Genomic DNA, 14,992 nt, shown 5'->3' on the forward strand with positions numbered 1-14,992 from the left:
GCATGAGCGTGGAGATCGAACCGACCATCCTTCTGTTCGCATTGCTGGTCGGCTACCTCTGCGGCACGATCGCCTTCGGCCTCATCCTGACCAGGCTCTTCGGCCTCGGCGACCTGCGCTCGATCGGCTCGGGCAACATCGGTGCCACCAACGTGCTGCGCACCGGCAACAAGAAGGTCGCAGCGCTCACGCTGCTCGGCGATCTGCTCAAGGGCACGGTGCCGGTCCTGATCTTCTGGCGTTGGGGCGCCGAGGCTGCGGCAGTTGCCGGGTTCGGCGCGTTCATCGGCCACCTCTTTCCCGTCTGGCTCGGCTTCAAGGGCGGCAAGGGGGTCGCCACCTATATCGGCGTCCTTCTCGGGTTCGCCCCGATCGGCGTCCTTGTCTTCGCCGCCGTCTGGCTCGGCGCGGCGAAGATCTGGAAGTTTTCCTCGCTTGCCGCGCTCCTCGCCACTCTCATCGTGCCGATCGCCTATCTTCTTCTCGGCAACACGATGGCGGCCGGGCTCGCTGCGATCCTCTCCCTTCTCGTCTACATCAAGCACGTACCCAACATCCGCCGCCTCGCGGCAGGGACGGAAAGCAAGATCGGATCGAAGGGGTGAATCCGGCGCCGGCGATCCCCGCTCCGATCCTCGACGAAGCGGAACGTCTGGCCGCGCTCCGATTGATCCGCAGCGAGAACGTCGGCCCCGTCACCTATGGAAAGCTGGTAGGCCTCTACGGCTCAGCCCTAGCCGCGCTGGAGGCCCTGCCGGATCTTGCCGCGCGGGGCGGCGCGAGAAAGCGAGCGACCATCACTTCCGATGCGTCGATCGATGCCGAACTCTCCGCCGCGACCCGCATGGGAGCGCGCTTCGTCATCCGCGGCGAAGCGGACTATCCCGAGATGCTGACGCGGACCGACGCTGCGCCGCCTGTGCTGGCTGTGATGGGAAAACCCTCCCTTTTCGACCGGCCGGCCGTCGCAATCGTCGGCGCGCGGTCCGCGACGGCAGCCGGAGCGAAACTCGCACGGCTTTTTGCGGAAGGCCTTGGATCGGCGGGCTATTGTGTGGCCTCGGGGCTTGCCCGCGGCATCGACACGGCGGCGCATGAGGCCAGTCTTGCCACCGGCACGATCGGGGTCTTCGCCGGCGGCCTGGACAAGCCCTACCCGCCTGAGAACCGTCCCTTGATGCGACGCATCGTCGACGGCGGCGGCTGCCTCGTCACCGAAATGCCTTTCGGCTGGGAGCCGCGTGCCGTCGACTTCCCGCGGCGCAATCGGGTCGTGGTCGCCCTTTCGCTCGGCGTCCTCGTCGTCGAAGCGGCGATGCGCTCCGGTACGTTGATCAGCGCCCGCCTCGCCGGTGAACTGGGTCGGCTGCTCTTTGCGGTTCCCGGGTCGCCGCTTGATGCCAAGTCTGCCGGCTGCAACGCCCTCATCAAGGACGGCGCGACGCTGGTGACGGAACCGGGCGACATACTGTCCGCACTCGCTCCGCTCGATGCGCGCGCCCTGCGTCCGACCGGCCTGTTCGAAGAGACTCTGGAGGCGGAACGATTCGAGGAGCCGCGCGACGAAGACCGCGCCCGCCTCCTGCGATCGATGAGCACCACGCCGATTTCGCTGGACGATCTCGTGGCGCATGCGGAGGTCGAATGGAGCGCCGCGCAGGTGGTTCTGCTCGAACTCGATCTGGCCGGGCGACTGGAGCGCCACAGCGGCGGACGCTTGAGTCTGCTCCCTTAGCAGGGGAGTGCCGCGATGCGACGCGGGGTTGACCGGCGCGTCCGGGCTGTCCATGTGAGCGAAGCCTAGATGTTTCGGCGGTCCCCGTTCGCGCCCGCCCCGTTCCCCAGGACCGTTCGCTCATGGAAGTCGTTATCGTCGAATCGCCGGCCAAAGCGAAGACGATCAACAAGTATCTCGGCAGCAACTACAAGGTGCTTGCCTCCTTCGGCCATGTGCGCGATCTGCCGCCCAAGGACGGTTCGGTGCGCCCGGACGACGACTTCGCGATGGACTGGGAGGTCGACAAGCCTTCGCAAAAGCGCCTGACCGAGATCGCGCAGGCGGTGAAGAGCGCCGACGGCCTGATTCTGGCGACCGACCCGGATCGAGAGGGCGAGGCGATCTCCTGGCACGTGCTGGAGGTGCTCCAGCAGAAGAAGGTCATCAAAGACAAGCCGGTCAGCCGTGTGGTCTTCAACGCGATCACCAAGAAGGCGGTGCTGGACGCGATGGCCAACCCGCGCGAGATCGACGTCCCGCTGGTGGACGCCTATCTCGCCCGACGCGCCCTCGACTACCTCGTCGGCTTCACCCTGTCGCCCGTCCTATGGCGCAAGCTGCCGGGCGCGCGCTCGGCTGGCCGCGTCCAGTCGGTGGCGCTGCGCCTTGTCTGCGACCGCGAAGCCGAGATCGAGCGCTTCAAGACCGACGAATACTGGCAGATCGCCGCTCGCCTTTCGACGCCGCGCGGAGAAGACTTCACCGCGCGTCTGACGGCGTTCGACGGCGAGAAGTTGCAACGCCTGTCGGTCGGCAATGAGGCGCGCGCCTTCGAGATGCGCGACATGCTGAACGGCGCCACTTTCAAGGCCGTGTCGGTCGAGGCGAAGCCCACGAGGCGCAACCCCTCGCCGCCCTTCACCACGTCGAGCCTCCAGCAGGCGGCCTCCGCCAAGCTCGGCTTCGGTGCTTCCCGCACCATGCAAATCGCGCAGCGGCTCTACGAGGGCATGGACATCGGCGGCGAGACAGTGGGTCTCATCACCTACATGCGAACCGACGGCGTGCAGATGGCGCCGGAGGCGATCGACGACGCCCGGAGTGCGATCGGCAAGACGTTCGGTGGCCGCTACGTGCCTGAAAAGCCGCGCGTCTACTCGACCAAGGCGAAGAACGCCCAGGAGGCGCACGAAGCCATCCGTCCGACGAGCTTCGACCGCCATCCGAAGGAAATGGAGAAGTTCCTCGATCGCGACCAGGCGCGCCTCTACGATTTGATCTGGAAACGAGCGATCGCCAGCCAGATGGCCTCGGCCGAGATCGAACGTACGACCGCGGACATCGAGGCGACGGGCGGCGGTCGGCGGGCGATGCTGCGCGCGACCGGATCCGTCATCCGCTTCGACGGCTTCATCGGCGCCTATCAGGACCACCGCGACGACTCCAAAGCGCCGACCGAGGGGCCGGAGGAGGAGGACGAAAGCGCCCGCCTGCCCGAAATCGCGGCCAACGATCCCTTGAAGCGCCTCTCGGTCGATCCGACCCAGCATTTCACCGAGCCCCCGCCGCGCTATTCCGAAGCCTCCCTCATCAAGCGGATGGAAGAGCTCGGGATCGGGCGTCCGTCCACCTATGCCGCGACGCTGCAGACGCTGCAGGACCGCGAATACATCGTCCAGGACAAGCGCAAGCTCTTCCCCGACTCCAAGGGGCGGCTCGTCACGGCCTTCCTGCACAACTTCTTCGAGCGCTACGTCGAGTACGACTTCACCGCCGACCTCGAAGGCAAGCTCGACGGCATCTCGGCTGGCGAGCTGTCGTGGAAGGACGTGCTGCGCGAGTTCTGGCGCGACTTCTCCGCCCAGGTCGACGGGACCAAGGAGCTTCGCGTTACCGACGTCCTCGACGCTCTCAACGAGGAACTCGCACCGCTCGTTTTCCCCGACAAGGGCGACGGAACGGACCCGCGCGTCTGCCCTCGCTGCGGCAACGGCAAGCTCAGCCTGAAGCTCGGCAAGTTCGGCGCCTTCGTGGGCTGCTCCAACTACCCCGAATGCGGCTTCACGCGGCAGCTCGGCTCCAACCTGCAGGCCGAAGGCGTCGAAGGCGACGGTGGCCTGAACGAACCCAAGGACCTCGGCACCGATCCGGAGACGGGCGAGCCCGTCACCCTGCGTTCGGGCCGGTTCGGGCCCTACGTTCAGCGCGGCGACGGCAAGGAGGCCAAGCGCTCGTCGCTGCCCAAGGGATGGCAGGTCGCCGAGATCGACTTCGAAAAGGCACGCCAGCTCCTGTCGCTGCCGCGCGAGGTCGGCATGCACCCGGAAACGAACAAGCCTATCCTTGCAGGTCTCGGTCGCTACGGGCCGTTCCTCCAGCATGACGGCGCCTACGCCAATCTCGAGACGATCGAGGATGTGCTGACGATCGGTCTCAACCGCGCCGTCACGGTGATCGCCGAGAAGAAGGAGCGTGGACCGCGCGGACGAAGCACGCCGGCGGCACTCGCGACGCTCGGCGAGCATCCCACGATCGGCGGTCCGATCACGGTGCGCGAAGGCCGTTTCGGACCCTACGTCAATGCCGGCAAGGTCAATGCCACCCTTCCCCGTGGCAAGGACCCCGCGAGCGTGACGCTGGAGGAGGCGATCCAGATCCTCAACGAGCGGGCCGAGAAGACCGGGACGAAGGTCAAGAAGGCGCCCGCCAAGAAGGCGGCCAAGGCCGTGAAGGCGGACGGCGAAGAGAAGGCTGCCAAGCCCGCCACACGGAGGACGACAGCCAAGGCGGGCGCGGCGAAGAAGCCCGCCGCCCCCAAGAAGCCGGCTGCCAAGGCAAAGTTGAAGATGGACTGAGCGACATGGCAAGGCGAGCGAAACCCGATGGAGACACACGCTCGCTGAGCCGGGAGGCGGTCCTGCGCTTCCTCGCCGAGAACCCGGGCCGCGCCACCAAGCGCGACCTTGCCAAGGCCTTCGGCGTCAAGGGCGACGAGCGATACGTTCTGACGGACATCCTTGCCGACCTTCAGTCCGAAGGTGTCTTGGAAGGCAGCCGCAAGAGCTATCGCCGCCCCGGCGAGTTGCCGACCGTGGGCGTGCTCGAGATCCGTGCCCGCGACGAGGATGGTGGTCTCCTGGCCGATCCCGTCGGCTGGGACGAGGAGGAGCGTGGCCTCCGCCCACGCTTCGCCGTTCGTGGCAACGCCTCGGGCCCTGCGGTCGGGATCGGGGACCGGGTCCTTGCGCAACTTACCTACGATGGCGACGAATCGCCCAGCGCCAAGGTGATCCGCAAGCTGGAGCGGCGTACCGCGCGCGCCATCGGTATCTTCCGCGAGACGCCTGGCGGTGGCGGGCGCGTCGAGCCGGTCGAGCGCCGCCAACTCGAATACACGATCCCGCCGGGGTCGACCCGCGACGCTCAGGACGGCGATCTCGTCGAAGTGGAGCCGTCCGAGCACCAGCGTCGAAGCCTGCCGACCGGCGCCATCGCCGAAGTCATCGGCGCGATGGCCACGGAGCGTGCGATCTCCACGATCGCGCTACATGCCCATTCGATTCCTCACGTCTTTCCGGCGGGTGTGATCGCGGAAGCGGACAAGGCCGGGCCGGCGACGATGGAGAGCCGCGAGGACTGGCGCGATCTCCCACTGGTGACCATCGACCCGCGCGACGCGAAGGATCACGACGACGCCGTGCATTCGAGACCGGACGAGGATCCGTCGAACCCCGGTGGCTTCGTCGTCACCGTCGCGATCGCGGACGTGTCCTGGTACGTGCGGCCGGGAACCAAGCTCGACGCGGAGGCGCGGCTGCGCGGCAACTCGGTCTATTTCCCCGACCGCGTCGTGCCGATGTTGCCGGAGCGCATTTCCAACGATCTGTGCTCGCTCCGCGAGGGCGTCGATCGCCCCGCCCTCGCCGTGCGGATGGTGTTCGACGCGACTGGCGAGAAGCGCAAGCACGACTTCTTCCGCATCATGATGCGCAGTCACGCCAAGCTTGCCTACGAGGACGCGCAGGCGGCGATCGACGGGCGACCCAACACCGTAGCGCCCGACATCGTCGAAACCGTTCTGCGTCCGCTCTGGGCCGCTTACCGTGCGCTGGTTGCCGCGCGACAGGGGCGCCAGCCGCTCGATCTCGATCTGCCCGAGCGCAAGATCCTGCTGAACGAGGACGGCCGCGTCGACCGCGTGATCGTGCCCGATCGCCTCGACGCCCATCGCCTCATCGAGGAGATGATGATCCAGGCCAACGTTGCGGCGGCCGAGACCCTCGAGCGGCGCAAGCAGGCGTTGATCTACCGCGCTCACGACGCACCCTCGATGGCCAAGATGGAGTCGCTGCGCGACTTCCTTCGTACGCTGGAGTTGCCGCTCGCCAAGAGCGGGAACCTGAGGCCGGCGCATTTCAACGGCATCCTGAAGGCGGTGCGAGGTACCGAGCACGAGAGCCTCGTGAACGAGGTCGTGCTGCGCTCGCAGAGCCAGGCCAACTACTCGCCGGAGAACATCGGCCACTTCGGGCTGAACCTCATGCGATACGCGCACTTCACCTCGCCGATCCGGCGCTATGCCGATCTCGTCGTCCACCGGGCGCTTGTGAGCGCGCTGGGCCTGGGTCCCGGCGGCATCACGCGGGAGGAAGAGGTCGATCTCGAAAGGACCGCCGAGGAGATCAGCCAGGCCGAACGCCGCGCCATGGCCGCCGAGCGCGATACGGTGGACCGCCTGATCGCTCAACATCTGGCCAGTCGTCTGAATGAAGAGTTCGACGGACGCATCACCGGCGTCACGCGCGCCGGCCTCTTCGTCCAGCTGCCGGCCTACGGCGCCGACGGCTTTGTGCCGATCTCGACGTTGGGGCGCGACTACTTCCACTACGACGAAGCCGCCCATACGCTCGTGGGCGAGCGGACGCGGCTTGGCTACCGGCTGGGCGACACGGTGGAAGTGAAGCTCGTCGAGGCAGCCCCGCTTCAGGGATCGATGCGTTTCGAGATGCTGACCGAGCCCCGCGAACTGCCCGGCACGACCGGATCGTTCCACAAAGTCCGCCCGCGCAGCAGCCGACCGGGGCGCCCGCCCCGCGCGAAGAACGTGGCCGGCAAGGTGAGGAAGAAGCGATGAGCGAAAAGCCCATCAGCGCCGGGCCGGAACGCCGCGACGTGCTCCAATCCATGTGGCGTGGTTTCCGGATGCGCTGTCCGCATTGCGGCGAGGGCAAGCTGTTCCGGGGGTTCCTGAAAAGCGTCGACCATTGCGAGCGCTGCGGCGAGACCTACCACCACCATCGCGCTGACGACCTGCCCCCTTACCTGACCGTCTTCATCGTCGGTCACATCGTCGTGGCCCTGTTCATGGGCGCGGAGGAATGGGCCGATCTTTCGCTCGCCGCGCATCTCGCGATCTGGATTCCCGTAACGTTGATCCTTTCGCTCGTTCTTCTCCAACCGCTCAAGGGCGCGACGATCGGCCTTCAGTGGGCGGTCCGCATGCACGGCTTCGGCGGAGAGCCGGCCGAAGCCGACCATTGACCACCGCGGCTCCGCGCCTTCGCCCCCGGGACGCGGCGTCGCTCGTCCTGTTCGATCGGAGCGGCAGCGAGACGCGCTTCCTGATGGGCGTCAGAGCGGCGACCCACCTGTTCATGCCCGGCCACCTCGTCTTTCCCGGCGGGCGTCTGGAGCCCTCGGACGTCGCGCTGGCGCGTCGGTTGCCGGTGGAAGATGCCGTGGCGCAGCGCCTGATGTGCGGCAGCCCGAGGCTCTCCTCATCCCGGCGCGCATCGGCGCTGGCGCTGGCGGCGATACGGGAGACGCAGGAGGAAACCGGCCTTCTCGTTGCCGAACGCGGAAGCCTGCCTGCAATGCCGGATGCCTGGGCGGCGTTTGTCACCGCGGGAGCCGTGCCCTCCCCGCGCCGGCTCGTTCCCTTCGCCCGTGCGGTCACGCCGCCAGGCCTTCCCCGCCGTTTCGACGCACGGTTCTTCCTGGCCCCCGCGGAAAGCGTCCTCGAGCACACCAAGCCGATCGTCCCGCCGACCGACGAGTTCGAAACCGTCATATGGGTGGGATCGACGGAGCTTAGGAACTACCGCGTCGCTCCGGTCACCGAACTCGTTCTCGAGGCCGCCTTTGCGCGAATCGACAACGGAACGGATCGGGATGCCGACGCCCCGATCGCCTATTTCCGCCGACGTAGGGAAGGCCACGCCACCGAGTACCTATGACGGCACCTTTCCATGATGACCGGTCCGCCATCGACGCAACCGAGCGCGTCGACTGGCGAGGTGCGTTCGCGGCCATAGCCTCGATAGCTGCGGTCGGGCTGGCGCTGGGGCTCGGCCTGCCGCTGCTCAGCGTCGTGCTCGAGAATCGCGGCGTTTCCACCACCCTCATCGGCCTCAACACCGCGGTCGCGGGCGTCGCCTCCCTGTTGGCCGCGCCGGCTGTCAGTCCGCTCGCGCGCCGGTTCGGCGTTCGCGGTACGCTCTTTCTGGCAATAGCCGCCGCGGCGGCGGCGAATGTCGGCTTCCATGTGTTTCAGCCGTTCTGGACATGGTTCCCACTGCGTCTCATGTTCCATTTTTCGGTGACGCTGATGTTCATCCTGTCCGAGTTCTGGATCGGCTCCGTTTCGCCGCCGGGCCGTCGAGGCCTGATCCTCGGCATCTATGCGACGGTTCTCGCGCTCGGCTTCGCGTTGGGGCCCTTCCTATTCTCCCTCGTCGGAAGCGAAGGATTCTTGCCGTTTGGGCTCGGCGCCGGGATGATCCTGCTTGCGGCGATCCCACTGGTCTCAGCGGGGCGATCGCAGCCTCGTTTCGATGTAGGCCAGAGCGCGCCCTTCCATGGCTACCTCCTGGCGGTACCGAGCGCGACCTGCGCCGTTCTCGTCTTCGGCGCGGTTGAGTCCGGAGGTCTGGCCCTTTTCCCGATCTACGGCCTCTCCATCGGCTTCACCGAGGGCGGTGCGGCCCGACTTCTGACGGCGGTCGGTCTTGGCAGCGTGGCCCTTTCAAATCCCGCTCGGCCTTCTCAGCGACCGCGTCCGAGATCGGCGACACCTCCTTCTGGCGTTCGCCGCCATCGGTCTGGCTGGTTCCCTGTTTCTGCCTCTTCTGCAAGGGAACTGGATCCTTCTGGCGGCGGTCCTCTTCCTGTGGGGCGGCGTGGTGGCAGGGCTCTATACGGTCGGCCTCGCACACCTCGGCTCGAGGCTGCGGGGAACCGACCTCGCGGCTGCCAACGCGGCCTTTATCTTCTGCTACTCACTCGGCATGCTGATCGGCCCGCAAAGCCTCGGTCTCTCCATCGATCTGTTCGGGCCGGAAGGTTTCGCCTACACGTTGGCCGCGTTCTTCGCCGCTTATCTCGTGACGATCGGAACGCGCACGCTGCGGCGTCCCTCTTGACTTGAGCGCCGCCATGCGTAGTGTCCGCCGCGATAGTCGAGGCGGCTCGTCCGCCCCGTCGAGCATCGAGCCTGAACCCGGTCCGGTACTCGAATCCTCTCGAACCTGAAGTCCTGCAAGCCTCGTGCGACGGTCGCCCATCGCTCCGCCCCGCGCAGGACACGACAATTGATAGACGGACGGACCGAAGACCATGGCCAAGGCAACGACCATCAAGATCAAGCTGCTGAGCACGGCGGACACCGGCTTCTTCTACGTGACGAAGAAGAACAGCCGCACGATGACCGACAAGCTCACCAAGACCAAGTACGACCCGGTCGCGCGCAAGCACGTCGAATTCCGCGAGACCAAGATCAAGTAAACCTTTCCGGGTTGACCGATCGATGCAGCGCCGCCCCCTGGGGCGGCGTTTTGCGTTTGGGGATGGTTTGCTGCAGTCGGGCGATGCGCGCGTCGTGAGGGCGGGATCTGTGGTCGGCCGGCGATCCGGAAGCGGTACGAGGAAACCGCTGGAAACCGGATGCCGGCCGACCGCCCCACGGGACCCAGGAGATGCGGCGGACCTGAGCATTCCATGGGGAAACTCGAAGGGAGCGGCTTGCCTGCGCCCTTTTTCCCACGCTCAGAGACTTGCCGAGAATCGTCCGGGAATCAATCCGGTGGACTGATTCCGTCCGTGATCTTTTCATGAATGGTTAACCTTGCGGCGCGCGGTCGGCTCCCAAGGGAACGACGTCAGGGTTCGGCTACGCGTCGCCCAGAAACGACTTGATCGTCTCGATGAACTTCGTGACCGAGATCGGCTTCGAGATATAGGCCTCGCACCCGCCCTGGCGGATGCGCTCCTCGTCGCCCTTCATCGCGAAGGCGGTGACGGCGATGACCGGGATGCGGCGCAGGTCGGGATCGGCCTTCAAGAGCTGCGTGACCTCCAGTCCCGAGATCTCGGGAAGCTGGATATCCATGAGAATCAGGTCGGGTTGGCTCTCTCGTGCCAGGTCCATGGCCGTCAGGCCGCTACGGGTCTGGACAGTGCGGTAGCCATGCGCCTCGATGAGATCGCGGAAGAGCTTCATGTTGAGCTCGTTGTCCTCGACAATCATGACGGTCTTGGTCATTGACGCAACCTTCCCCGCGGAATCCAATAGCTTCCGTTCCTGTGTCGGTTCGCAAAAGTACCCGCAATTTGATTTAACAAAGGTAGAAATGCATCAACCGCCCGTGAGAGACGCGATCATGGTTAAAAAAGGCTTCGAAACCGACGCCACTATCGACGACCAAGCGACGTCCCTTGCCATCGAAGGGCTGTCGTTCGTGGCGTCCGACACGGTACTCTTCAATCGCTTCCTTCGCCTCACCGGACTGGAACTTGAGAACCTTCGCGACGCGGCGGGCGAGCCCGCGTTCCTTGCGGGTGTCCTGGACTTCATCATAGGCGACGAAACGACCCTGGAGGAGTTCGCGGCGCATGCCGGGGTGCGTCCTCAGGATGTCGCGGCGGCACGCCGGGCCTTCGGCACCGATTACGCCGAATCGTTCTCGTGACGGGATCGAAGGCGACGACGCGCGGCCCCCGGGTCGCGGATTTGCCATGCCGCCACGGTGCGCTTCTCGTGCTCGACGTGGACGAAGTGGTGCTGCACTTCATCGCCCCGTTCTGTGAACTCCTCGAGGAATACGGAGCGAGGCTGCATTTCGACAGCTTCCGGCTGACCGGCAACGTCCGCTCCATCGCGACGGGTTCGGCGCTGACCGGGCACGAGCTGGATGGCGTGACGGAACGCCTCTATGCCGAGCAGGAGCAGCGACAGAAACCGGTGGAGGGCGTCGGCGAGGCCTTGGCACGGTTGTCGGCGGAAGCCGACATCGTGTTCCTGACGGCGATGACACCCGCGTTCTTCGACGAACGCAGGCGCCTTCTGGACGCTGCAGGCCTGCCCTACCCGATGATCGCCACGGAGCGCTCGAAAGGCGGGGTCGTCGCAGAGCTTGCCGAGCGCTGGCAAGGACCGATCGCGTTCGCCGACGACCTGCCGCCCAATCTCGAGGGCGTTCGCCGCAGCGTGCCGGCGGTCCACCTCGTGCACCTCATGGCCAACGCGGACTTCCGACCGCATCTTCCCGCGATGCCCAAGCGCACGCTTCAGGCTTCCGACTGGGGGGAAGCGGAAGGCGCGCTTCGACGGATCGTTCGCGGTGACGCGGGCCCGAACGCGCAGGTCCCTTAGCGCTGTCGCCCCACGGCTCGGGCGCGAGGTGCCTGCGCGTCAGACCAGCTCCACATCGACCACGCCGGGCGCCGCCTTGATGGCGCTCGCGATCTGCGGCGAGACGCGGAATCGGCCGGGAAGATCGATCTCCACCTCGCGTTCCCCGTCGTTACGGACAAGGATCAGAGACACTTCGCTGTCGCCACCGGGCCGAAGCTGGCTGCGGACATGCGACAGCGGGCCCGCATCGCGGAGGAAGACGCGCAGCGCCTTCTGCATCTTTTCCGCCTCCCCCTCCAGCGACTGCACCGCCGAGGCGCGCAGCGAGATGCCCTCCGGCCGATCCTCGGCCGAGACGGTCACGATGACCGAAGCGCCGGGCTCCAGCATGTCGCGGAAGTGGATCAGCGTCTCGGTGAAGAGGACGACCTCGTACTGACCCGTCGCGTCCGAAAGCTGGACGATGCCGATCTTGCCGCCGGACTTGGTCTTGCGCTCTTGGCGCGAGGTCACCGTGCCGGCAAGCCGCCCCGCGGTCTGGCCGCGTCGGACCCCGGCGACGACCTCGGCGTAGGACTGGACCTTCAGTCGCTTCAGCGCCGCCTTGTACTCGTCCAGTGGGTGCGCCGAGAGATAGAAGCCGATCGCCTGGAACTCCTTCAGGAGCCGTTCGGCGCTCGTCCAGCCCTGGACCTCGGCAAGGCGCAGCGGTTCGGGCCCGGCATTGGCACCGCCGAACATGTCGTGCTGTCCCGATGTGCGACCGGTTTGCGCCAGCGCGGCATAAGCCGCCAGGCGTTCGAGGTTGCCGCACAGGCGCGCCCGGTCGTGACCGAAGCAGTCGAGCGCACCGGCGCAGATCAGGTGCTCCAACGTGCGCTTGTTGACGATCTTCGGATCGATCCGGGCGAAGAAGTCCTCGAGGCTCGCGAACCGCCCGCCTTCGGTGCGGCGCTCCACGATATGCTCGACCGCTTGCTCGCCGACGCCCTTGATGGCGGCCATGGCGTAGATGATCTTGCCGTCCTCGACCTCGAAGGCGCGGAACGACGTCTGCACCGACGGCGGCACCACCTCGATGCCGAGGCGCTTGGCGTCGAGGCGGAAGTCGTTGAGCTTGTCCGTGTTGCCCATGTCGAGCGTCATCGACCCGGCCAGGAACTCCACCGGGTGGTTCGCCTTGAGATAGGCCGTCTGATACGAGACCAGCGCATAGGCGGCGGCGTGGCTCTTGTTGAAGCCGTAGTCGGCGAACTTGGCCAGGAGATCGAAGATCGTGTTGGCCTGCGCCTTCTTGATGCCGCCCTTCTCGCAGCCCTCGACGAAGCGCACGCGCTGGACGTCCATCTCGGCGCGGATCTTCTTGCCCATCGCGCGGCGCAGAAGGTCGGCTTCGCCCAGCGTATAGCCCGACAGGACCTGGGCGATCTGCATTACCTGTTCCTGGTAGACGATGACGCCTTGCGTCTCGCGCAGGATGGGCTCGATCTTCTCGTGGATGATCTCGACCTGTTCCTCGCCGTGCTTGCGCGCGTTGTAGACGGGTATGTTCTCCATCGGGCCGGGACGATAGAGCGCGACGAGGGCGATGATGTCCTCGAAGCAGTCGGGCCGCATGCCGATCAGCGCCTTGCGCATGCCGATCGATTCCACCTGGAAGACGCCGACCGTCTCGCCGCGGGTAAGGAGCTGATAGGTCGGTTCGTCGTCGAGCGGCAGGGCACCGAGGTCGATCTCGATGCCCCGCCGGGCGATCAGGTCGAGGGCGGTCTTCAGCGTCGTCAGCGTCTTGAGGCCGAGAAAGTCGAACTTGACCAGCCCCGCCTGCTCGACCCACTTCATGTTGAACTGGGTGACGGGCATATCCGAGCGCGGATCCCGGTACATCGGAACCAGCTTCGACAGCGGCCGGTCGCCGATGACGATGCCGGCGGCATGGGTCGAGGCGTGGCGATAAAGGCCCTCGAGCTTCAGCGAGATCGTCAGGAGGCGGTCGACGACGTCCTCGGCCTTGCGGGCTTCCTGCAGCCGCGGCTCGTCCTCGAGCGCCTGCGCGAGCGTCACGGGGTTCGCTGGGTTCTGCGGCACCAGCTTGCAGAGCTTGTCGACATGGCCGTAGCTCATCTCGAGAACGCGGCCGACGTCGCGCAGCACGGCGCGCGCCTGCATCGAACCGAAGGTGATGATCTGCGCGACCTGCTCGCGGCCGTACTTCTCTTGGACGTAGCGGATCACCTCCTCGCGACGGTCCTGGCAGAAGTCGATGTCGAAGTCGGGCATCGACACGCGGTCCGGGTTGAGGAAGCGCTCGAAGAGCAGCGCGAACCGCAGGGGGTCGAGGTCGGTGATGGTGAGCGAGTAGGCGACGAGCGAACCCGCGCCAGAGCCGCGCCCCGGCCCCACGGGGATCCCGTTGGCTTTCGCCCACTTGATGAAGTCCGACACGATCAGAAAGTAGCCGGGGAACTTCATGCGCTCGATGACGGAGAGCTCGAACTCCAGCCGCTCGCGGTAGATCTCGACCGTCTGACCCGGCGCGGGACCATGTGCCGCAAGGCGTGCCTCCAGCCCCTCTTCCGCCTGCCGGCGCAACTCGCCGGCCTCGGCCCGCTCCGCCTCCAGCGCGTCGGCATCGGCGCCGGCGAAGCGCGGCAGGATCGGCTTGCGGGTGCGCACGCGATAGGAGCAGCGCCGCGCGATCTCGATCGTGTTCTCCAGGGCCTCCGGCAGATCGGCGAAGAGCTCCGCCATCTTGTTCTGGCTCTTGAGGCAATGGTCGCTGGTGAGGCGGCGCCGGTCCTCGTGGCTGACGAGGCGGTTGGATGCGACGGCGATCAACGCGTCGTGCGCATCGAAATCCTCGTCGCAGAAGAAGAAGGGCTCGTTGGTCGCAACGAGCGGCAGGCCGAGTTCGTAGGCCAGCGCGACGGTATCCGGCTCGGTACGACGCTCGCGACCGCCATGTCGCTGAAGTTCGACATAGAGCCGGTCGCCGTAGAGCGCCGCCAGCGTCTGGAGCCGGGCGCGCGCAAGGCCCGCCTGCCCGGCTGCGATGGCCGTCCCGATGGGGCCGAGCGGACCGCCGGAGAGGACGATGAGACCGTCGGTGCGCCCTTCCAGCCACGCCACGGGCACATGCGGGCGCACATTGCCGTCATGGGCGAGATAGGAGAGGGAAACGATCTCGACGAGGTTCTCGTAGCCGCGTTCGTTCGCTGCGATGAAGGCCATCGGTGCGGCCGGACCGAAGCCGGATCGATCGCGCGGATTGACCTCGGCATCCGCGAAATCGACCTCGAGCTGGCAGCCGATGATCGGCTGGATACCGGCCTTAGCCGCCTTCTCCGAGAATTCCAGGGCGCCGAAGAGATTGTTCGTGTCGGCGATTCCGATGGCCGGAGCGCCGTCGCCCTTTGCAAATTTCACAATCTGGTCCGTGCGCAGTGCCCCTTCCAAAAGGGAGAAGGCGCTGTGCACGCGCAGATGGATGAAACGCGGCGGGGCAATCGGCTCGACGGACTCGGACACGGCGATCTCCTCGATCGTCGGCGCGTCGTCCTCGGACAGCTCGCCGACTGGCCGGAGATAGCCGATGTCGTCGTAGAACGACTCAAGGCTGATCTCGGCATCAGAAGATTCGTCAG

General features: G+C 66.3%; 11 protein-coding genes and 1 pseudogene. 10 read left to right on the forward strand and 2 right to left on the reverse strand.

Going from position 1 to position 14,992, the window contains the following annotated elements; all coding sequences use genetic code 11:
- The first annotated feature begins 2 nt into the window (after positions 1-2).
- The 8 genes and pseudogenes from plsY to rpmG all read left to right on the forward strand — a co-directional run bounded on the left by plsY (position 3) and on the right by rpmG (position 9,499).
- Positions 3-605, forward strand: coding sequence for a glycerol-3-phosphate 1-O-acyltransferase PlsY (plsY, locus tag AUL34_RS15750; RefSeq protein WP_061935597.1), 603 nt, complete (start codon positions 3-5; stop codon positions 603-605).
- Complete coding sequence (gene dprA / locus AUL34_RS15755) at positions 602-1,735, forward strand: DNA-processing protein DprA (RefSeq protein ID WP_061935600.1); 1,134 nt, start codon at positions 602-604, stop codon at positions 1,733-1,735. Before plsY ends, dprA begins: the two co-directional genes overlap by 4 nt.
- Before the next feature lie 122 nt (positions 1,736-1,857).
- A complete protein-coding gene (gene topA / locus AUL34_RS15760) occupies positions 1,858-4,572 on the forward strand; it encodes a type I DNA topoisomerase (protein WP_061935603.1) in 2,715 nt (904 codons plus the stop codon).
- Between the two features lie 5 nt (positions 4,573-4,577).
- Positions 4,578-6,851, forward strand: coding sequence for a ribonuclease R (gene rnr / locus AUL34_RS15765; protein ID WP_061935606.1), 2,274 nt, complete (start codon positions 4,578-4,580; stop codon positions 6,849-6,851).
- Positions 6,848-7,258 (forward strand): DUF983 domain-containing protein, encoded by a 411-nt coding sequence (locus tag AUL34_RS15770; RefSeq protein ID WP_061935609.1) that lies wholly within the window; start codon positions 6,848-6,850, stop codon positions 7,256-7,258. Before rnr ends, AUL34_RS15770 begins: the two co-directional genes overlap by 4 nt.
- Positions 7,255-7,953, forward strand: coding sequence for an NUDIX domain-containing protein (locus AUL34_RS15775; protein WP_061935611.1), 699 nt, complete (start codon positions 7,255-7,257; stop codon positions 7,951-7,953). Before AUL34_RS15770 ends, AUL34_RS15775 begins: the two co-directional genes overlap by 4 nt.
- A pseudogene (locus AUL34_RS15780) lies at positions 7,950-9,138 on the forward strand (MFS transporter). Before AUL34_RS15775 ends, AUL34_RS15780 begins: the two are co-directional and overlap by 4 nt.
- A 193-nt stretch (positions 9,139-9,331) precedes the next feature.
- A complete protein-coding gene (gene rpmG / locus AUL34_RS15785; RefSeq protein ID WP_061935614.1) occupies positions 9,332-9,499 on the forward strand; it encodes a 50S ribosomal protein L33 in 168 nt (55 codons plus the stop codon).
- 385 nt (positions 9,500-9,884) lie between these two features.
- Here the strand turns inward: rpmG and AUL34_RS15790 are convergent, their stop codons facing one another.
- The gene (locus tag AUL34_RS15790) at positions 9,885-10,256 is read right to left on the reverse strand and encodes a response regulator (RefSeq protein ID WP_061935617.1); all 372 of its coding nucleotides are present in this window, start codon (positions 10,254-10,256) and stop codon (positions 9,885-9,887) included.
- On the opposite strand from AUL34_RS15790, the gene AUL34_RS15795 reads away from it, so the two are divergent.
- Together AUL34_RS15795 and AUL34_RS15800 are read left to right on the forward strand one after the other, a co-directional pair.
- Positions 10,240-10,683 (forward strand): DUF3572 domain-containing protein, encoded by a 444-nt coding sequence (locus AUL34_RS15795; protein ID WP_244492605.1) that lies wholly within the window; start codon positions 10,240-10,242, stop codon positions 10,681-10,683. The genes AUL34_RS15790 and AUL34_RS15795 overlap by 17 nt on opposite strands.
- Positions 10,680-11,366, forward strand: coding sequence for a hypothetical protein (locus AUL34_RS15800; RefSeq protein WP_061935623.1), 687 nt, complete (start codon positions 10,680-10,682; stop codon positions 11,364-11,366). The genes AUL34_RS15795 and AUL34_RS15800 overlap by 4 nt, the downstream gene beginning before the upstream one ends.
- Before the next feature lie 39 nt (positions 11,367-11,405).
- Here AUL34_RS15800 and dnaE read toward each other — a convergent pair whose 3' ends face one another.
- Positions 11,406-14,891 carry a DNA polymerase III subunit alpha gene (gene dnaE, locus AUL34_RS15805; protein WP_061935896.1) on the reverse strand — a complete coding sequence of 1,162 codons (3,486 nt, stop codon included), beginning with the start codon at positions 14,889-14,891 and terminating at the stop codon, positions 11,406-11,408.
- Positions 14,892-14,992: the final 101 nt, after the last annotated feature.

Source organism: Aureimonas sp. AU22, assembly GCF_001463745.1.
Classification (GTDB): domain Bacteria; phylum Pseudomonadota; class Alphaproteobacteria; order Rhizobiales; family Rhizobiaceae; genus Aureimonas.

Coding starts and splice junctions, on each gene's coding strand:
- plsY (WP_061935597.1), top strand. CDS start 3: ATGAGCGTGGAGATCGAACCGACCATCCTTCTGTTCGCATTGCTGGTC.
- topA (WP_061935603.1), top strand. CDS start 1,858: ATGGAAGTCGTTATCGTCGAATCGCCGGCCAAAGCGAAGACGATCAAC.
- rnr (WP_061935606.1), top strand. CDS start 4,578: ATGGCAAGGCGAGCGAAACCCGATGGAGACACACGCTCGCTGAGCCGG.
- AUL34_RS15770 (WP_061935609.1), top strand. CDS start 6,848: ATGAGCGAAAAGCCCATCAGCGCCGGGCCGGAACGCCGCGACGTGCTC.
- rpmG (WP_061935614.1), top strand. CDS start 9,332: ATGGCCAAGGCAACGACCATCAAGATCAAGCTGCTGAGCACGGCGGAC.
- AUL34_RS15795 (WP_244492605.1), top strand. CDS start 10,240: ATGACGGTCTTGGTCATTGACGCAACCTTCCCCGCGGAATCCAATAGC.
- AUL34_RS15790 (WP_061935617.1), bottom strand. CDS start 10,256: ATGACCAAGACCGTCATGATTGTCGAGGACAACGAGCTCAACATGAAG.